Origin of the sequence: Pseudomonas sp. 2835, from assembly GCF_050435905.1 — a bacterium.
Classification (GTDB): Bacteria; Pseudomonadota; Gammaproteobacteria; order Pseudomonadales; family Pseudomonadaceae; genus Aquipseudomonas.
Map to the genome: position 1 here is coordinate 67,410 of NZ_JBNDLE010000007.1, position 16,749 is coordinate 84,158.

General features: G+C 63.2%; 16 protein-coding genes. 5 read left to right on the top strand and 11 right to left on the bottom strand.

From position 1 onward, the window contains the following. The first annotated feature begins 3 nt into the window (after positions 1-3). Genes pqqC through ABIE20_RS12190 form a run of 4 tightly spaced genes read left to right on the top strand, consistent with a single transcriptional unit; the run spans position 4 to position 3,967 of the window. On the top strand, positions 4-759 hold the full coding sequence (pqqC, locus tag ABIE20_RS12175; RefSeq protein WP_429505308.1) for a pyrroloquinoline-quinone synthase PqqC: 756 nt from the start codon (positions 4-6) through the stop codon (positions 757-759). Then, on the top strand, positions 756-1,031 hold the full coding sequence (pqqD, locus tag ABIE20_RS12180) for a pyrroloquinoline quinone biosynthesis peptide chaperone PqqD (protein ID WP_429505309.1): 276 nt from the start codon (positions 756-758) through the stop codon (positions 1,029-1,031). Before pqqC ends, pqqD begins: the two co-directional genes overlap by 4 nt. Next, complete coding sequence (gene pqqE, locus ABIE20_RS12185) at positions 1,003-2,163, top strand: pyrroloquinoline quinone biosynthesis protein PqqE (RefSeq protein ID WP_429505310.1); 1,161 nt, start codon at positions 1,003-1,005, stop codon at positions 2,161-2,163. The genes pqqD and pqqE overlap by 29 nt, the downstream gene beginning before the upstream one ends. Next, the gene (locus ABIE20_RS12190; protein WP_429505311.1) at positions 2,129-3,967 is read left to right on the top strand and encodes a S9 family peptidase; all 1,839 of its coding nucleotides are present in this window, start codon (positions 2,129-2,131) and stop codon (positions 3,965-3,967) included. The genes pqqE and ABIE20_RS12190 overlap by 35 nt, the downstream gene beginning before the upstream one ends. Positions 3,968-3,980: 13 nt before the next feature. Here the strand turns inward: ABIE20_RS12190 and ABIE20_RS12195 are convergent, their stop codons facing one another. From ABIE20_RS12195 to ABIE20_RS12205, 3 genes are all read right to left on the bottom strand, one after another. Next, positions 3,981-4,139: a YqaE/Pmp3 family membrane protein gene (locus tag ABIE20_RS12195; RefSeq protein ID WP_003177654.1), complete on the bottom strand. Its 159-nt coding sequence runs from the start codon at positions 4,137-4,139 to the stop codon at positions 3,981-3,983. A 164-nt stretch (positions 4,140-4,303) separates the two neighbouring features. Then, positions 4,304-5,584 (bottom strand): aspartate aminotransferase family protein, encoded by a 1,281-nt coding sequence (locus ABIE20_RS12200; RefSeq protein ID WP_429505312.1) that lies wholly within the window; start codon positions 5,582-5,584, stop codon positions 4,304-4,306. After that, positions 5,581-6,279 carry an MOSC domain-containing protein gene (locus tag ABIE20_RS12205; protein WP_429505313.1) on the bottom strand — a complete coding sequence of 233 codons (699 nt, stop codon included), beginning with the start codon at positions 6,277-6,279 and terminating at the stop codon, positions 5,581-5,583. Before ABIE20_RS12205 ends, ABIE20_RS12200 begins: the two co-directional genes overlap by 4 nt. Positions 6,280-6,381: 102 nt before the next feature. Between ABIE20_RS12205 and ABIE20_RS12210 the strand changes: the two genes are divergently transcribed. Beyond that, positions 6,382-7,305: a LysR family transcriptional regulator gene (locus ABIE20_RS12210; RefSeq protein WP_045199221.1), complete on the top strand. Its 924-nt coding sequence runs from the start codon at positions 6,382-6,384 to the stop codon at positions 7,303-7,305. Positions 7,306-7,534: 229 nt separating this feature from the next. Here the strand turns inward: ABIE20_RS12210 and ABIE20_RS12215 are convergent, their stop codons facing one another. The 8 genes from ABIE20_RS12215 to bioF all read right to left on the bottom strand — a co-directional run bounded on the left by ABIE20_RS12215 (position 7,535) and on the right by bioF (position 16,743). Continuing rightward, positions 7,535-9,313 carry an acyl-CoA dehydrogenase C-terminal domain-containing protein gene (locus tag ABIE20_RS12215; protein WP_429505314.1) on the bottom strand — a complete coding sequence of 593 codons (1,779 nt, stop codon included), beginning with the start codon at positions 9,311-9,313 and terminating at the stop codon, positions 7,535-7,537. 121 nt (positions 9,314-9,434) lie between these two features. Further along, on the bottom strand, positions 9,435-10,718 hold the full coding sequence (locus ABIE20_RS12220) for a diguanylate cyclase (protein WP_429505315.1): 1,284 nt from the start codon (positions 10,716-10,718) through the stop codon (positions 9,435-9,437). A gap of 151 nt (positions 10,719-10,869) precedes the next feature. Beyond that, positions 10,870-12,675: a phenylacyl-CoA dehydrogenase gene (locus ABIE20_RS12225; protein WP_010221411.1), complete on the bottom strand. Its 1,806-nt coding sequence runs from the start codon at positions 12,673-12,675 to the stop codon at positions 10,870-10,872. Positions 12,676-12,943: 268 nt separating this feature from the next. After that, complete coding sequence (locus ABIE20_RS12230; protein WP_045199215.1) at positions 12,944-13,240, bottom strand: hypothetical protein; 297 nt, start codon at positions 13,238-13,240, stop codon at positions 12,944-12,946. Between the two features lie 107 nt (positions 13,241-13,347). Next, on the bottom strand, positions 13,348-14,028 hold the full coding sequence (bioD, locus tag ABIE20_RS12235) for a dethiobiotin synthase (protein WP_429505316.1): 681 nt from the start codon (positions 14,026-14,028) through the stop codon (positions 13,348-13,350). Between the two features lies 1 nt (position 14,029). Further along, the gene (gene bioC, locus ABIE20_RS12240; RefSeq protein ID WP_429505317.1) at positions 14,030-14,854 is read right to left on the bottom strand and encodes a malonyl-ACP O-methyltransferase BioC; all 825 of its coding nucleotides are present in this window, start codon (positions 14,852-14,854) and stop codon (positions 14,030-14,032) included. Next, the gene (locus ABIE20_RS12245; RefSeq protein ID WP_429505318.1) at positions 14,847-15,578 is read right to left on the bottom strand and encodes an alpha/beta fold hydrolase; all 732 of its coding nucleotides are present in this window, start codon (positions 15,576-15,578) and stop codon (positions 14,847-14,849) included. Before ABIE20_RS12245 ends, bioC begins: the two co-directional genes overlap by 8 nt. Further along, complete coding sequence (gene bioF, locus ABIE20_RS12250; RefSeq protein WP_429505319.1) at positions 15,571-16,743, bottom strand: 8-amino-7-oxononanoate synthase; 1,173 nt, start codon at positions 16,741-16,743, stop codon at positions 15,571-15,573. The genes ABIE20_RS12245 and bioF overlap by 8 nt, the downstream gene beginning before the upstream one ends. Positions 16,744-16,749 lie beyond the last annotated feature (6 nt).

Sequence of the window (16,749 nt, forward strand, 5' to 3'; positions counted from 1 at the left end):
GACATGAGCGACGCCAAACCGCTGTCCCCCGCCGAATTCGAACAGGCCCTGCGCGCCAAGGGCGCCTATTACCACATTCATCACCCCTACCATGTGGCGATGTATGAAGGCCGCGCGAGCCGCGAGCAGATCCAGGGCTGGGTGGCCAACCGTTTCTACTACCAGGTCAACATTCCGATGAAGGACGCCGCGATCCTGGCCAACTGCCCGGACCGCGAAATCCGCCGCGAGTGGATTCAGCGCCTGCTCGACCATGACGGCGCCCCAGGCGAAGACGGCGGCATCGAAGCCTGGCTGCGCCTGGGCCAGGCGGTCGGCCTCGACCCGGACCAACTGCGTTCTCAGGAACTGGTGCTTCCGGGCGTACGTTTTGCCGTGGATGCCTACGTCAACTTCGCCCGCCGCGCCAGTTGGCAGGAGGCGGCCAGCAGTTCACTGACCGAGCTGTTCGCCCCGCAGATTCACCAGTCGCGGCTCGACAGCTGGCCGCAGCACTACCCATGGATCGACCCGGCCGGCTACGAGTACTTCCGCACCCGCCTGGGCCAGGCCCGGCGTGACGTCGAGCATGGGCTGGCGATTACCCTGCAGCACTACACTACAGTTGAAGGCCAGCAGCGCATGCTGGAGATCCTGCAGTTCAAGCTGGACATCCTCTGGAGCATGCTCGATGCCATGAGCATGGCTTACGAACTGAACCGCCCGCCCTATCACAGTGTCACCCGCGAAAGGGTCTGGCACAAAGGAATCGCCTTATGAGTTTCGATCGCGCGCAAGTCCCGGCCTGGCGCCCGGGCTATCGCTTCCAGTACGAGCCGGCACAAAAGGGCCATGTGCTGTTGTACCCGGAGGGAATGATCAAGCTCAACGACAGCGCCGCACTGATCGGCGGGCTGATCGACGGCCAGCGTGACGTAGCCGCGATCATCGCCGAGCTGGACACGCAGTTCCCTGGTGTACCCGAGCTTGGTGACGACATCGAGCAGTTCATGGAGGTGGCCCGTGCCGAACACTGGATCAGCCTTGCCTGAATTGCCGGCAAAACCTGACGTCGGCCTGCCGCTGTGGCTGCTCGCCGAGCTGACCTACCGTTGCCCACTGCAGTGCCCCTACTGCTCCAACCCCCTGGACTTCGCCGCCCAGGGCCAGGAGCTGAGCACCGAGCAGTGGTTCAAGGTGATGGCCGAAGCGCGGGAGATGGGCGCCGCACAACTGGGTTTTTCCGGCGGTGAGCCGCTGGTGCGCCAGGACCTGGCCGAACTGATCGGCGAGGGCCGGCGCCTGGGTTACTACACCAACCTGATCACCTCCGGCATCGGCCTCACCGAGCAGAAGATCGCCGCCTTCAAAGAGGCCGGGCTGGACCATATCCAGATCAGCTTCCAGGCCAGCGACGAGCAGGTGAACAACCTGCTGGCCGGCTCGAAGAAGGCCTTCGCGCAAAAACTGGAAATGGCCCGCGCGGTAAAAGCCCATGGCTATCCGATGGTGCTGAACTTCGTCACCCATCGGCACAACATCGACAAGATCGACCGCATCATCGAGCTGTGCGTGGCCCTGGAAGCCGACTTCGTTGAACTGGCCACTTGTCAGTTCTATGGCTGGGCACACCTGAACCGCGTCGGCCTGCTGCCGACCCGCGCCCAGCTCGAACGCGCCGAACGCATCACCAACGAGTACCGGGCCAAACTGCAGGCCGCCGGCAACCCGTGCAAGCTGATCTTCGTCACCCCGGACTATTACGAAGAGCGCCCCAAGGCCTGCATGAACGGCTGGGGCAGCGTGTTCCTCACCGTCACCCCGGACGGCACCGCCCTGCCCTGCCATGGCGCCCGGCAGCTGCCGGTGCAGTTTCCCAATGTGCGCGAGCACAGCATGGAGCACATCTGGTACGACTCGTTCGGCTTCAACCGCTTCCGTGGTTATGACTGGATGCCCGAACCGTGCCGCTCCTGCGACGAAAAAGAGAAAGACTTCGGTGGCTGCCGCTGCCAGGCCTTCATGCTGACCGGCGATGCCAGCAATGCCGACCCGGTTTGCGCCAAGTCGGCTGAACACGGCATCATCCTCAAGGCGCGTGAAGACGCCGAGCATGCCCACCAGACCATCGATGAGCTGACCTTCCGTAATGAGCGAAACTCCCGTGTCATTGTCCGCGGCTGAGCGTTTCAGCGCCGAACAGGCGGTCGCCGCCGGTACCGATTTTGCCGAGCTTCGGGTTGCCACCCAGGGCCTGTTCTGGAACGAGTTTCGCCCCAATGACGGCGCCTGCCGGATCTGGCACTGGCGCGATGGCCAGGCCCGCTGCCTGACGCCCAATGGCTTCAGCGTGCGCAGCCGGGTGTATGAGTACGGTGGCGGCAGCTTCTGCCTGAGCGACGATGGCCTGGTGTTTGTCAACGAGGCCGACCAGCAGCTCTATTGCCAAGACCTTGACGGCGGGTTGCCGCAACCCCTGACCGAAGGCCTGAAGCGTTATGGGGATCTGCGCTGGGCCAACGGCCAGGTGCTGGCAGTGGAAGAAAGCCATGGCCCGGGGGCGGTGGAGCATCGTCTGGTGGCCATCGCCAAGGGTAGCCGTGAAGTACTGGCCGAAGGCGCCGACTTCTACGCCGCGCCCACCCTCAGCGCCGATGGCTCGCGCCTGGCCTGGATAGAATGGAGCCGCCCCGAGCAACCATGGACCGCAACCCGGTTGCTCTGTTGCCAGCGCCAGGCCGATGGCCGCTGGAGCACACCACGCTGTATCGCCGGTGAACAAGGCCCGCAACAATCCCTGCAGCAACCGCATTTTGATGCCGGCGGCCGCTTGTATTGCCTGTCCGACCGCAACGGTTATTGGCAGCCCTGGGGCGAAACCGCCGCGGGCTGGAGCGCATTGCCGGCCGCCGCTGCCGACCATGCCGGCGCGCCCTGGCAACTGGGCGCCAGCACCTGGCTGGCGCTGGATCAGCAACGCTACCTGGCCAGCTGGTTCGACAACGGCTTCAGCCGCTTAGGCATCTGTCATTCCGATGGTTCGGTAGAAGACTACAGCGCGAACTACAACCGCTTCCGCTGCCTCGATCTCGACGAGCAGCACATCTATGCCATTGCCGCGTCAGCCATCAGCCCACCTGCGGTAATCGCCATCAACCGCCAGAATCATCAGGTTCAGGTATTGGCGGGCGGTGCTTTACCGCTGCCGGCCGAACGCATCAGCCGGCCGCAAGCATTGCGCTACCCCAGCGGTGACGGCATCGCCCACGGTTTCTTCTACCCGGCCATGAACGGTGAGGCGCAGCCGCCGCTGCTGGTGTTCATCCATGGTGGCCCGACCTCGGCCTGCTACCCGGTGCTCGATCCGCGCATCCAGTACTGGGCCCAGCGTGGCTTTGCCGTGGCCGACCTCAATTACCGAGGCAGCAGCAGCTATGGCCGCGACTATCGCCAGGCCTTGCACCTGCGCTGGGGCGAGGTTGATGTCGAAGATGCCTGCGCCGTGGTCAGGCACCTGGCCGAACGCAAGCTGATCGACCCCCAGCGCGCGTTTATCCGCGGTGGCAGCGCCGGCGGCTACACCACCCTCTGTGCCCTGGCGTTCCACGATGTGTTCCGCGCCGGCGCCAGCCTGTACGGCGTCAGCGATCCGCAGGCGCTGGCCCGGGCCACGCACAAGTTCGAAGGCGATTACCTCGACTGGCTGATCGGCGACCCCGTGGCCGATGCCGAGCGTTACCAGCAGCGCACACCGTTGCTGCATGCTGCCAACATCAAGGTGCCGGTGATCTTCTTCCAGGGCGAGCTGGATGCCGTGGTGGTGCCAGAACAGACCCGTTCGATGCTGGCTGCGCTAAAGGCCAACGGCATTCGCGCCGAAGGGCATTTCTACCCTTCAGAGCGTCACGGTTTTCGTACCGCGAGCAACCTGGCACATGCGCTGGAAGAGGAATGGAAGTTCTATCAGCGGGTGCTGGAGGGCAGTTAGACCGCGATTGGCCTCACCGCTTGGCGATGATATACACCGCATGCACAATGCCCGGAATATACCCCAGCAACGTCAGCAGGATGTTCAGCCAGAAGGCGCCGCCGAAGCCGACCTGCAGGAACACGCCAAGCGGCGGCAGGAGAATGGCGATGATGATGCGGATAAAGTCCATTGGGCAGCTCCCTTCAAAGATGTACTAGAACTGACTCTAGCGCGTCATCAGGGTTCCACTCGTCGCCAGCAGACAAAAAAACGCCCCAAGCCAAAAACAACAGGCCCGGGGCGATGCGCAGGAACGCGAGACGGTTCGGATAATTCGTTAAAGCGCGCTATTGATCAGGCCGTGGCCTCGCGTCGCTGGTTCTGCTGCGCGGCGTGCACGCGGGCAAAGGCCCGGGCCAGGCGCAGGAGCATCTCGTCGATGTTGCCCTTGCTCACCGTCAGCGCTGGCGAAAAACGCAGCACATCGGCCTGTGGAGCATTGAGCAGCAAACCTTCATGCAAGGCGGCCTTAACCAGCTCGGCGGCAATGTCCTCATTCAGTTGCAACGCCCAGAGCAAGCCCTGGCCGCGTACCTCAAGCTGGCCATAACGGCCGGCCAGACGGCTCAGGCCATCGCGAAGGTGCCGCCCGGAATCCTGCACATGCTCGAAGAAGCCCGGCTCCAGTACGGTCTGCAACACCGCCAGGCCCGCTGCAGTCATCAGCGCATTGCCATGGTGGCTGCCTTCCAGCTCGCCGGGCTCTGCGCAGCAGGCGCTGCCACGGGCCAGCAAGGCCGCCAATGGCACGCCGCCACCCAGGCCTTTGCCGAGGGTGAGGATGTCGGCACGCACGCCGTACAACTGTTCGGCGAGCATCGTCCCGCAGCGGCCGACGCCGGTCTGCACTTCATCGAGAATCAGCAGGATGCCCAACTCACGGCACAGGCGCTCGACACCCTGCAGGTACGCCTGGGTCGCCGGAATCACCCCGGCTTCGCCCTGGATCGGTTCAAGCATGATCGCTACGGTGCGTGAGTCGACCGCCGCGTGCAGCGCTTCAAGGTCATTGAATGGCACCTTGCTGAAGCCCGGCAAACCGGGCTCGCAGCGATTGCACGGCGACGGGTCGGAGGCCGACAGCGCGCCCAGGCTGCGGCCATGGCAGCTCTGGCTGGCGGTGATGATGTGGTAGGCGCCGTTGCGATGCAGCTGGCCCCATTTGCGCGCCAGCTTGATCGCCCCTTCGCAGGCTTCGGCGCCGCTGTTGAGCAGGTAGGCCTGATCGCTACCGGTGCTTTCGCACAATTGATTGACCAGCTTCAACAAGCCACGGTTATGAAAACCGGAACCCGGATTGATCAACGCCTGGGCCTGGCTGCCCAGGGCTTTGACCAGCACGCTGGGGCTGTGGCCGAGGCTGTTGACTGCACAACCCTGGGTGAAGTCCAGATACGCATGGCCTTCGCTGTCCCACAACCATGAACCCTGGCCGCGGACGAACACCTGGGGTGCACGCTCTACCGCTGGCATCAGGTATTCACGCGACTGGGCGTCTACAGATTGAGTAACGGCAGGAGCGATCTTGCGCTCGGCCACGGCCGGGGCCGGGCGGCGCAGGTTGAACAGGTTCATGCGCGCAGCCCCTCGAGCGGCAGGCCCAGCAGACGCGCGGTCCAGTCTTCGACCTGGCCGGTGCGTATGCGCTTGATCGCGATATCGCGCCAGCGAGACGAGAGGGCCGGACAATCCACCAGCTTTTTCAAACCTGCATGCTCCAGAGGTTCACGGTAAAAAGTGCGCAGGGCCCAGGCCACGGTCAGGCCCGGATAACTGCGTTGAATCAGTTCAAAAGGCTCCTCGGCGCTGACGAAACCAGGCTTGAGCACCCGGTAGAACCAGCCACAGCGGCCACTGTCCTGGGCTTGCTGCGGCAGGTTCGACAACCCCCAGCGATGGCTCAGGCGATAGCACGGCGAACGCGGCTGGCTGATCTGCAACAGCGCCCCGCCCCAGCGGAACATGTCGCCCAGGCAGACCTGATGTTCATCCAGGCCGTGGGTCGAGAGGTTTTCGCCAAAACCCGGGGCGCGCCAGTCGATCTGTGGATAACGTTGCCGCCACCAGGCGTAGTGTTCGGCCGGGTAATGGTGCAAGGCCCGTTCGGGGCCGGTATGAAAGCGTGGGTCGCCGTGCTCGTCGTTCCCCAGCCCCTGTGGCCATAACCACAACCGTCTTGCAACCTCCTGCTTATCGATATCAGTCAATAAGCCATGCCCGAGGTTTTTTGCCTTGCCTATGTAAACGCCATCCACATACACGGTATTCATCGCGCCTTCTGGCCCTGTAAACCTTGTGAATACGGGATAGACTAGGCTTCTTGCAGGCTAACGGCCATTTGGTTTTTCGAGCATTTTTGATAAGTATTAGTTATGGATTTTCGCCAACTGCGTTATTTCGTCGCGGTGTATGAAGAGGGCCACGTCGGCCGGGCTGCCGAGCGCCTGTCACTGTCGCAACCGGCGCTGTCACAACAGATCCGCCAGCTTGAACAGAACCTCGATGTAAGCCTGTTCGAGCGCGGCAACAAGCGTCTGCTGCCGACCCTGGCCGCGCACACCCTGTACAACCACGCCCTGCCCTTGCTCGATGGCCTGCAGCGGGCCCGCGAGGCATTGCGCAACTTCAAGGGCCAGTCGTTGCGCACCCTGGCCATCGGCGTGCTGCAAACCGTGCGGCCAAGCCTGGTACCGCAACTGCTCGACCGGGTGCGCAAGGCGCAGCCGCATCTGGTGGTGCAAATCTATGAGCTGTCGGGGCTGGAAATCGAACGGCGCCTGCTCAATGGCAGCCTGGACATCGGCATCAGCTATCTGCCGCCGCGCCAGCCCGGCCTGCATGGGCTGCTGCTGTACGAAGACGAACTGCAACTGGTCATCCCCAATACCCACCCCTTGCGCGAATTCAAGAAGGTATCGCTCAAACAGGCGGCCGAGCTGCCGATGCTGCTGCTCGGCGAAGAATTCCAGGTGCGCCAGATCTGGCAGTCGCAACTGGCCAACCTCGGCCGGCGGCCGCAAGTGCAGGCGGAAATGAACAACATGGGCGGGATTCTCGACAGCCTTGCGCACACCTCGCTGGCAACGGTATTGCCGGGGCGCGCCAAGGAAGTGGTCGAAGATGACCAGGATCTGTTGTGGAAGCCATTGAGCGAACCACGGGTGCCGCTGAAGATCGGCCTGGTGTTTCGCGATGCGCAGCGCCAGCAAGCCTCGGTTGAACTGCTGCGCAACCTGCTGGAAGAAGAAGCTGACCCGCGCCAGATCGGTGTGTCACCGCTGGATGTGCTGGGCTGAGGTCAAATCGCAGGCAAAAGAAAACCCCGCCGAAGCGGGGCTTTGCAGACTGTTTCCCTGACATCCTTTTCGCCCCGCCATCCTGGCAGGAATCCTTCGTGTCCGTGTTCTGTACTTTGCGCTTCCTGCGCTACGTCCATGTGAGAAGATTAACTGTGGATCCAATCTTCCGATAGAGGCGAAAAGTCACCACGTCATGTAAGAGAATGCTTACAAACTACTATCACGCTTAAAACTGCGCCGCATCCAGCAGGTACAGCGACTCGCTACCGGCTTTGACCGAAGCGCTCAGCGAGTGAATCCGCGGCAGCAAACGGGCGAAATAGAAGCGTGCGGTGCCCAGCTTGCTGGCGTAGAAGTCGTCTTCGCCTTGCTTGGCCAGGGCGGTGCGGGCCATCAACGCCCACATGTAGGCGTAGGCGGTATAGCCAAACGCCTGCAGGTACTCTACCGACGCCGCGCCGATCTCGTTCGGGTTGCTCTTGGCCCGGTCCAGCACCCAGGCGGTCAGGTCGTCGAGGTTATCCAGGGCAGCATTCAGCGGTTTGACGAACTCGCCCAGCTCGCTGCCGGCGCTGGCGGTGAAGTGGCGGATCTCGTCGGCGAACAGCTTGTACAGCGCGCCGCCGCTACCAACCACCTTGCGCCCCATGAGGTCGAGGGCCTGGATACCGTTGGTGCCTTCATAGATCTGGGTGATGCGCACATCGCGCACCAGTTGCTCCTGGCCCCACTCACGAATATAACCGTGGCCGCCGAACACTTGCTGGCCATGCACGGCCGACTCCAGGCCAAGGTCGGTGAGAAATGCCTTGGCCACCGGCGTCAGCAAGGCCACCAGGTCTTCACCGCGCTTGCGGGTCTGGGCGTCTTCGCTGAACTTGGCGGTATCGAGCTGCATCGCCACATAGGTAGAGAACGCACGACCGCCTTCGTTGAGGGCCTTCATGGTCAGCAGCATGCGTCGCACATCGGGGTGGACGATGATCGGGTCAGCAACCTTGTCTTTGGCTTGCGGGCCGGTTGGCGAGCGACTCTGCAGGCGATCGCGGGCATATTCGATGGCGTTCTGGTAGGAACGTTCGGCCGACGCCAGGCCCTGGATACCAACGCCCAGGCGTTCGTAGTTCATCATGGTGAACATCGCCGCCAGGCCTTTGTTCGGCTCGCCGACCAGGTAACCGACTGCTTCGTCGAAGTTCATCACGCAGGTGGCCGAAGCCTGGATGCCCATCTTGTGCTCGATCGAGCCGCAAGTGGCCGGGTTGCGCGCGCCCAGGCTGCCATCGGCATTGACCAGGACCTTCGGCACCAGGAACAGGGAAATGCCCTTCGGCCCGGCGGGGGCGTCCGGCAGCTTGGCCAGCACCAGGTGGATGATGTTCTCGGTGAGGTCGTGCTCGCCACCGGTGATGAAGATCTTCGTGCCGCTGACCTTGTAGCTGCCATCAGCCTGAGGCTCGGCCTTGGTGCGGATGATGCCCAGGTCGGTGCCGGCGTGCGGTTCGGTCAGGCACATGGAGCCGGCCCAGATCCCGGCGTACATATTCGGCAGGTACTTTTCTTTCAGCTCGTCGCTGGCGTGGGCGTTGATCGACAGGCAGGCACCGGCAGTCAACATCGGGTACAGGCCGAACGCCAGGCTGGACGAGTTGACCATCTCCTCGACCTGGGCCGAGATCACCTTGGGCATGCCCATACCACCGTAGGCCGGGTCGCCACCGACGCCCACCCAGCCGCCTTCGGCGTAGGTCTGATAGGCCTCGATGAAACCGGCCGGGGTGCTCACCGCACCGTTGTCCCAGTGGCAGCCTTCTTCATCGGCGCTGCGGCTCAGCGGCGCGATGCTCTTGCTGGTGACCTTGCCGGCTTCTTCGAGCACCGCCAGGGCGGTTTCTTCGTCGACCACTTCGGCCAGGCCCGGCAACTGCGCCCAGAGCTTGGACACCTCGAAGACTTCATTGAGGACGAAGCGCATATCGCGCAGGGGCGCTTTATAGTCAGCCATGGCTACCTCTCACACTAGAGTCGGGGACGGCCCGCAGGCCGCATCACTGTTATGCAAGCAGTGTAACCGAACAACTTTTGTGACACATAGGGTCATCTAGCGACTGTATAGTCTATTTCGGTCACGCCATGCGTACTGCGCCACGCTTGGCCTGAACCCCGTAGGCGACAACACAGTTGCGCCCGGCGCCCTTGGCGCTGTACAGGGCCTGGTCGGCGGACTTGAGCACTTCGTCGGGTGAACGATGATCGGCCAGGCGCTCGCTGACGCCGATGCTGATGGTCACCGAAACGCTGGAGGCCGCCGACGCTCCGCGGCGCTGGCGTCCTTGCTGGTCGTCCTGGGGGCGGCTGTCCTGGTTGCGCAGCTGGATGTTGTAGTTGGCGATCACCTCACGCACCGCCTCAAGGTGTGGCATGCACTCCTCGATGCTCTTGCCGGCGAACACCACGGCAAATTCCTCACCACCATAGCGATAAGCCCGACCGCCACCGGTCACCTTGGACAGCTTGCTGGCCACCAGGCGCAACACCTGGTCACCGACATCGTGGCCGTGGGTGTCGTTGAATTTCTTGAAGTGGTCGACGTCGGTCATTGCCAGCACATAATTGCGCCCCAGGCGCTGCATGCGCTCGTTGAGCGCGCGGCGGCCGGGCAAGCCGGTCAGCTCATCACGAAAGGCCATCTGATAAGCCTCGTGGGACACCGCTGCGGCAATCATCAGCATCACCTGGCTGCACATGATGTTCAGGGTGAACGGCAGGATGAAAGTCTTGGGCAGCATCCAGAAGATACCGATCAGGCCGATCAACTGCGCGGCATGCAACGGCCGTGGCTGGCGCAGGTACTGCACCACCAGCAGGATAAAGGCGCAGAAGAACACCGGGTAGGCCAGCTGGATCAGGCTCATCCACTGGCCGTGCAACGATGGCCAGCGGATCTCCGCCAGCCAGGTCAGCAGTGTCTGGGGGAAACTCTGCTCCAGGCCCAGAGCGACGCTGCCCACGGCCAGCAGTACGGCAAAGCGCGCGACCATGTCCTGGAACAGATGCGTGCGCTCCTGCCAGGCGCCGTACAGGGCAAACATCAGCGGCAACAGCAGGCAAACCAGATGGAACACCACCGCCGCATCTTCGCGCACGCGACCGTTGTCGCGGTAGAAGTCGGTCTGGGTATCGAGCAGGAAGTAGGCGATATACACCGTGAGCATCAGAAACAGCTCACGCTGACGGCGGTACACGGCGCAATAGGCGCCGCCGAGCAACAGGACCAAGGTGGGCAGGACATTGAACAGCGATGTGAAAAAGACGCTGAGGTCTCTCACATAAGCGGCCGCGAGCCCCGACACCAGCAAACAGACTGATGGCAGGAAGTGGCTCAGGCGTACAGCGGATAAACGAAACAAGGGTAATCTCCGACCCGGCAGATCAATAATGGCATTGTGCCTTAATGTATCGGCAGCGCACATGAATAGATGAATGCGCTCCCACAGGAAGCAAAAGGCAAAAAAAAACGCCTGCCGGTGAGGGCAGGCGTTTTTTCTTACAGCCTTTGAATCAGTACGAGAGACCGAAGTGCTCTTCGTTCATGTCCATCAGGTTGTTGGCGCCCGACAGCATGGTTGCGACATGGGTGCGGGTACGCGGCAGGATGCGCTGGAAGTAGAAGCGCGCGGTCTGCAGCTTGGCGGTGTAGAAGGCTTCTTCAGTGGTGCCGGCGGCCAGTTTTTCGGCAGCCAGGCGCGCCATGTCGGCCCAGAAGTAAGCCAGGCAGGCGTAACCGGAGTACATCAGGTAGTCCACCGAAGCGGCACCGACTTCTTCACGGTCTTTCATCGCCGCCATACCGACCTTCATGGTCAGCTCGCCCCACTCTTTGTTCAGTTGGGCCAGTGGTGCGACGAACTCGCTGATCGCCTCGTTGCCTTCGTTGCCCTGGCAGAACTTGTGCACGATCTTGGTGAAGCCCTTGAGCGCTTCGCCCTGGGTCATCAGCACTTTACGGCCGAGCAGGTCCAGGGCCTGGATGCCGGTGGTGCCTTCGTACAGCATCGAGATGCGGCTGTCGCGAACGTTCTGCTCCATGCCCCACTCGGCAATGAAGCCGTGGCCGCCGTAGATCTGCACGCCGTGGTTGGCCGCTTCGAAGCCGACTTCGGTCATGAATGCCTTGGCGATTGGAGTCATGAAGGCCAGCAGTGCGTCGGCTTTCTTCTTCTCTTCTTCGTCCTGGCTGTACTTGACGATGTCCACCTGCTTGGCGGTGAAGTAGACCATGGCGCGGTTGCCTTCGGCGAACGCCTTCATGGTCAGCAGCATGCGACGTACGTCCGGGTGAACGATGATCGGGTCAGCGGCTTTGTCCGGCGCTTTCGGGCCAGTCAGCGAGCGCATTTGCAGGCGGTCGCGAGCGTATTTCAGGCCGCCCTGGAACGCCACTTCAGCGTGGGCCAGGCCTTGCAGCGCGGTACCCAGGCGAGCGGTGTTCATGAAGGTGAACATGCAGTTCAGGCCTTTGTTGGCCGGGCCGATCAGATAGCCGGTAGCGGCGTCGAAGTTCATCACGCAGGTGGCGTTGCCGTGGATGCCCATCTTGTGTTCGATCGAGCCACAGGAAACAGCGTTGCGCTCACCGACAGTGCCTTCGGCGGTCGGCAGGAACTTCGGCACGATGAACAGCGAAATGCCTTTGGTGCCAGCCGGTGCATCGGGCAGGCGAGCCAGGACGATGTGGACGATGTTGTCGGCCATGTCGTGCTCACCGGCCGAGATGAAGATCTTGGTGCCGGTAACTTTGTAGGAACCATCAGCCTGAGGTTCGGCCTTGGTACGCAGCATGCCCAGGTCGGTACCGCAGTGTGGCTCGGTCAGGCACATGGTGCCGGTCCACTCGCCGGATACCAGCTTGGTCAGGTAGGTCTCTTGCTGCTCGGCGGTGCCGTGCTCGGAGATGGTGTTCATCGCGCCGTGGGACAGGCCAGGGTACATGCCCCACGACCAGTTCGACTCGCCAACCATTTCGCTCACCGCCAGGCCCAGCGACTCAGGCAGGCCCTGACCGCCGTGCTCGACGTCATGAGCCAGGCTCGGCCAGCCACCTTCGACGAATTGCTTGTAGGCTTCCTTGAAGCCGGATGGGGTTTTTACGCCCGACTCGCTCCAGGTGCAGCCTTCGAGGTCGCCGACACGGTTCAGCGGGGCCAGTACCTGTTCACAAAACTTGGCGCCTTCCTCGAGGATGGCGTCAACCATGTCCGGGGTAGCGTCCTGGCAAGCCGGCAGGCTCTGATAATGCGCTTCGTAGCCGAGCAGCTCGTCACGAACGAAGCGAATATCACGCAAGGGGGCTTTGTAATCAGGCATAGCGATGAACCTCTGCTGATGAATCCTGGATAGGGAGACCGCGATATACCGACCAGCTCTAGGCGGCTTTCGGTCAAACAGTTGTTTGAAACATACGTTTACGCCGAAAACTTGTCAAGCATCAAGCAGAGGGCAGTTCGGCCATGCCAGACTGCGCGATTGCCCTGGCAAAATACCCCGCAAACGCGCAGCCGAACGCCGGCCAGCAGGGCCAAGGCGCTGATACATAAAGACTAGTTGAAGGCTCGCAGAGGGCGAGCCGAAGGGGTCAGGCGTAGGTGTCGATCAACGTGCCGAGCATTTCGTCCGATGCTTTGGCCACTTTGACACCGAGTTCGACCTGATGCTTGCCCAGGGCCATCTCGACGCTGCTGGTGGCCAGGTCCATCTGCTGGCTACGATCGACCGCACGCAGGCGCTCGGCCTGATAGTCGCTGGACTGGCTGGTAGCGGCACGCTCGACGGTGGTGTTGGCGATCTGGCTGGCGGCCTGATCGACCCGGTTCTGCCCGGCCTGAATGGCGCCGAGCCCTGCGTAGTAGACTGAGTTGCCCGAGATTTCCATGTCGAAACTCCATGACGCTGAAGGCGAACAGCCTCTATTGAAGCAGACTTGCCGGCAAAAGGCCCGTTGAAAACACTAATGGCACTGTGCCTTATGATAGACGGGTGTCAGTCCAGCAGGTCCAGTTGCAGGTGCGCGGCCACGGCTTCGGCGCTAACCTGCTTGAGTTTCGGCACCCGCCCAAGGCACGGCGCCGGCAAGCGCTCGGCGAGGCTGGCGAGGTTTTCTTCCAGGCGCGAGGTGCGCGGGTCGACGATATTGGCAACCCAGCCGGCCAGTTGCAGGCCGTCGCGGGCGATGGCTTCGGCCGTCAGCAAGGCGTGGTTGATGCAACCCAGGCGCACACCGACCACGAGGATCACCGGCAACTTCAGGGCAATGGCCAGGTCCGACAGGTTGGCCTGATCGGACAGCGGTACGCGCCAGCCTCCGGCACCTTCGATCAAGGTGAAATCCGCGCCTTGGGCCAGCACCTCGCGCATCGGCGCCAACAAGGCCTGCACGCTCAGGGCGACACCGGCCTCGCGCGCCGCCAGGTGCGGGGCAATGGCCGGCTCGAAGGCGAACGGGTTTACCTGTTCGTAAGGCAGCTTGAGCGAGCTTTCGGCGATCAGCGCCATGGCATCGGCGTTGCGCAGGCCTCGGCTGCTGGCCTCGCAACCGGACGCCACCGGTTTGGCACCCAGGGTGCTCAGGCCGGCCAGATGCGCGGCGTGCAGAAGGCCAGCGGCGATGGTGGTCTTGCCGACGTCAGTGTCGGTCCCTGCAATGAAATAGGCCGGGTTCATCTCAATCCCCTTCTACCGGCGGCTTTTGCAGTACACCGTAGACCACCTGGTAAGTCGCCGGTAGTCCATGCGGCTGGCGGAAGCGCTCATATGCCTGCAACAGCCCCTGCATCCGCGCCCGACCGGTCAGCCCCGCCGGGCGACCGGGGTTGAGGTTGTGGGCGCCGAGAGCCTTGAGTTCGTGGGTCAGGCTGCGCACATCGGGGTAGTGCAGTACGTGCGGGCGGGCCTCCAGGCTCAGCACCTGCAAGGCACTTTCGCCACACAGGCGCTGATAGTCTTCAAGACGCCGGAAGCGATTGACATGCACCAGGCCATCGACCGCCTGCCAGCTTTCGCGCAGTTCATGCAGGGTGCCGACGCAGAGGCTGGCGAACGCCAGTACACCGCCGGGCTGCAGCACGCGCCGGGCTTCGCTGAGCACTGCGCGAAAATCGCCGCACCATTGCACCGCCAGGCTGGTGAAAATCAACTCGACACTGGCGTCGCGCAGCGGCAAGCGCTCGGCATCGCCAGCTACATAATGATGCGCCCCGCCCTGCTCGCGGGCGTGCTCGAGCATGCCTTCGGCGATGTCCACGGCGATACCGGCGGCCTGGGAAAAACGGCTGTTCAGGGCACGACTGAAGTAGCCGGTGCCACTGCCCAGGTCCAGCCAGCGTTGCGGTTCAAGTGCACCCGGCAACCGCTCAAGCAGCGCAGTACCTACCGCGCGCTGCAGTTCGGCGACGCTGTCGTAGCTGGCAGCAGCGCGGGAGAACGACGCTGCGACCTGGCGTTTATCGGGCAGGGCACCGGGCAGGCCCGGCAGGGAAAGATCAGTCATCGCCACTCTCATGTACAAAGGCCTTGATTGCTGCCGCCAACTCATGAGGTGTTTCCATCACAAAACCATGAGCACTGTCTTCCAGCAGCCCGACTTCCACGTCGGGCAGTATTTCCAGCAACTCGCCGGCCACTTCCGCCGGTACCAGGCCGTCACGGCCAGCAAACAGGTGCAGCTGCGGGCCGCCGTAGCGCTGCAGCGCGGCGCGGGTATCGAGCTTGCCAAGTACCTCAAGCCCGGCCACCAATTGCTCGGGAGCGGGAACCGGCAGGCCGGCGCTGAGCAGGCGGGCCAGGCTGCGCGGCTCTTCAGCGCCCTGGCTGCACAGCGAAACGAAGCGCTTGAGGGTGACCTGGGTGTGATAGCGGCACCCTTCGAGGAAGGTCTGGAAAGTATCCAGCGCCATGCCGTGCGGCCAGTCCGGGCGGCTGACAAAACTGAGGTTGCTGCCCAGGGTAATCAGGCCATGGCAGTCGTCGCCGCGCCGGGCGGCAAGTTCGGCAGCGAGCATGCCGCCCAGTGACCAGCCACCCAGCCAGGCATGGCGCGGCAGTTGCCGATCGAGCTTGTCGAGCCAGTCTTCGGGGTTGTTCGACACCAGGTTGGGCAGGGCTTGAATCTCCACCCGCAGGCCAGGGTCGATGGCCCGCAGGGTCGCCACCAGTGGTTGCAAGGCAGAACTGCCCAGGCCCCAGCCCGGCAACAGGATCAGATGGTTACGCATCAGCAGGCTCCAGCAGCGGATAACAGTCAGCCAATGCATTCAACAATAGCTGGACCTGCGCCGGGCTGTGCGCCGCACTCAGGGTTACGCGCAGGCGCGCGCTGCCGGTAGGCACCGTGGGTGGGCGGATCGCGGTCACCAGCAAGCCACGCTCGCGCAGCATCCGCGACAGGCGCAAGGCGCGCGCGCTGTCACCGATCAGGATCGGCTGGATTGGCGTGAAGCTGTCCATCAACTGCAGGCCAATCTGCTCGGCGCCGCGGCGAAACTGCTGAATCAACGCTGCCAGGTGCTCACGCCGCCAGTGTTCGCTGCGCAGTAACTCCAGGCTGCGCAGGGTGGCGCAGGCCAGGGCCGGGGGCTGGCTGGTGGTATAGATGTAGGGCCGGGCGAACTGGATCAGGCATTCGATCAGCTCTTCGCTGCCGGCGACAAACGCACCCGCCGTACCGCAAGCCTTGCCGAGCGTGCCGATCAGCACCGGCACCTGTTCAAGGCTCAGGCCAAAATGCTCGACGATGCCGCCGCCGTTGCGCCCCAGGGTGCCCAGGCCATGGGCGTCGTCGACCATCAGCCAGGCGTCGCGGGCATTCGCCGCGGCAGCCAGGGCGGGCAGATCGGCCAGGTCGCCGTCCATGCTGAACACCCCGTCGGTCACCACCAGGGTGTTGCCGACCGCCTTGTCCAGGCGGCTGGCCAGGCTCTGGGCATCGTTGTGCAGGTAACGGTTGAAGCGCGCGCCACTGAGTAGCCCGGCATCCAGCAGCGAGGCATGATTGAGGCGGTCTTGCAGCACCGTGTCGCCCTGCCCGACCAGAGCGGTCAAGGCACCGAGGTTGGCCATGTAGCCGGTGGTAAACAGCAGTGCCCGCGGCCGCCCGGTAAGTTCGGCCAGGGCCTCTTCCACCGCATGATGCGGGCTGCTGTGGCCGATCACCAGGTGCGAAGCGCCGCCGCCGACACCCCAGCGCTCGGCACCGGCGCGCCAGGCGGCGATTACTTCCGGGTGGTTGGCCAGGCCCAGGTAGTCATTGCTGCAGAACGCCAGCAACGGCTGGCCGTCGACCACCACTTCAGGGCCCTGCGGGCTTTGCAGCAACGGGCGCTGACGGTACAGGTCAGCCGCGCGGCGTTGTTCGAGCCGCGCGCGAAGATCAAAAGCCATGCGCGC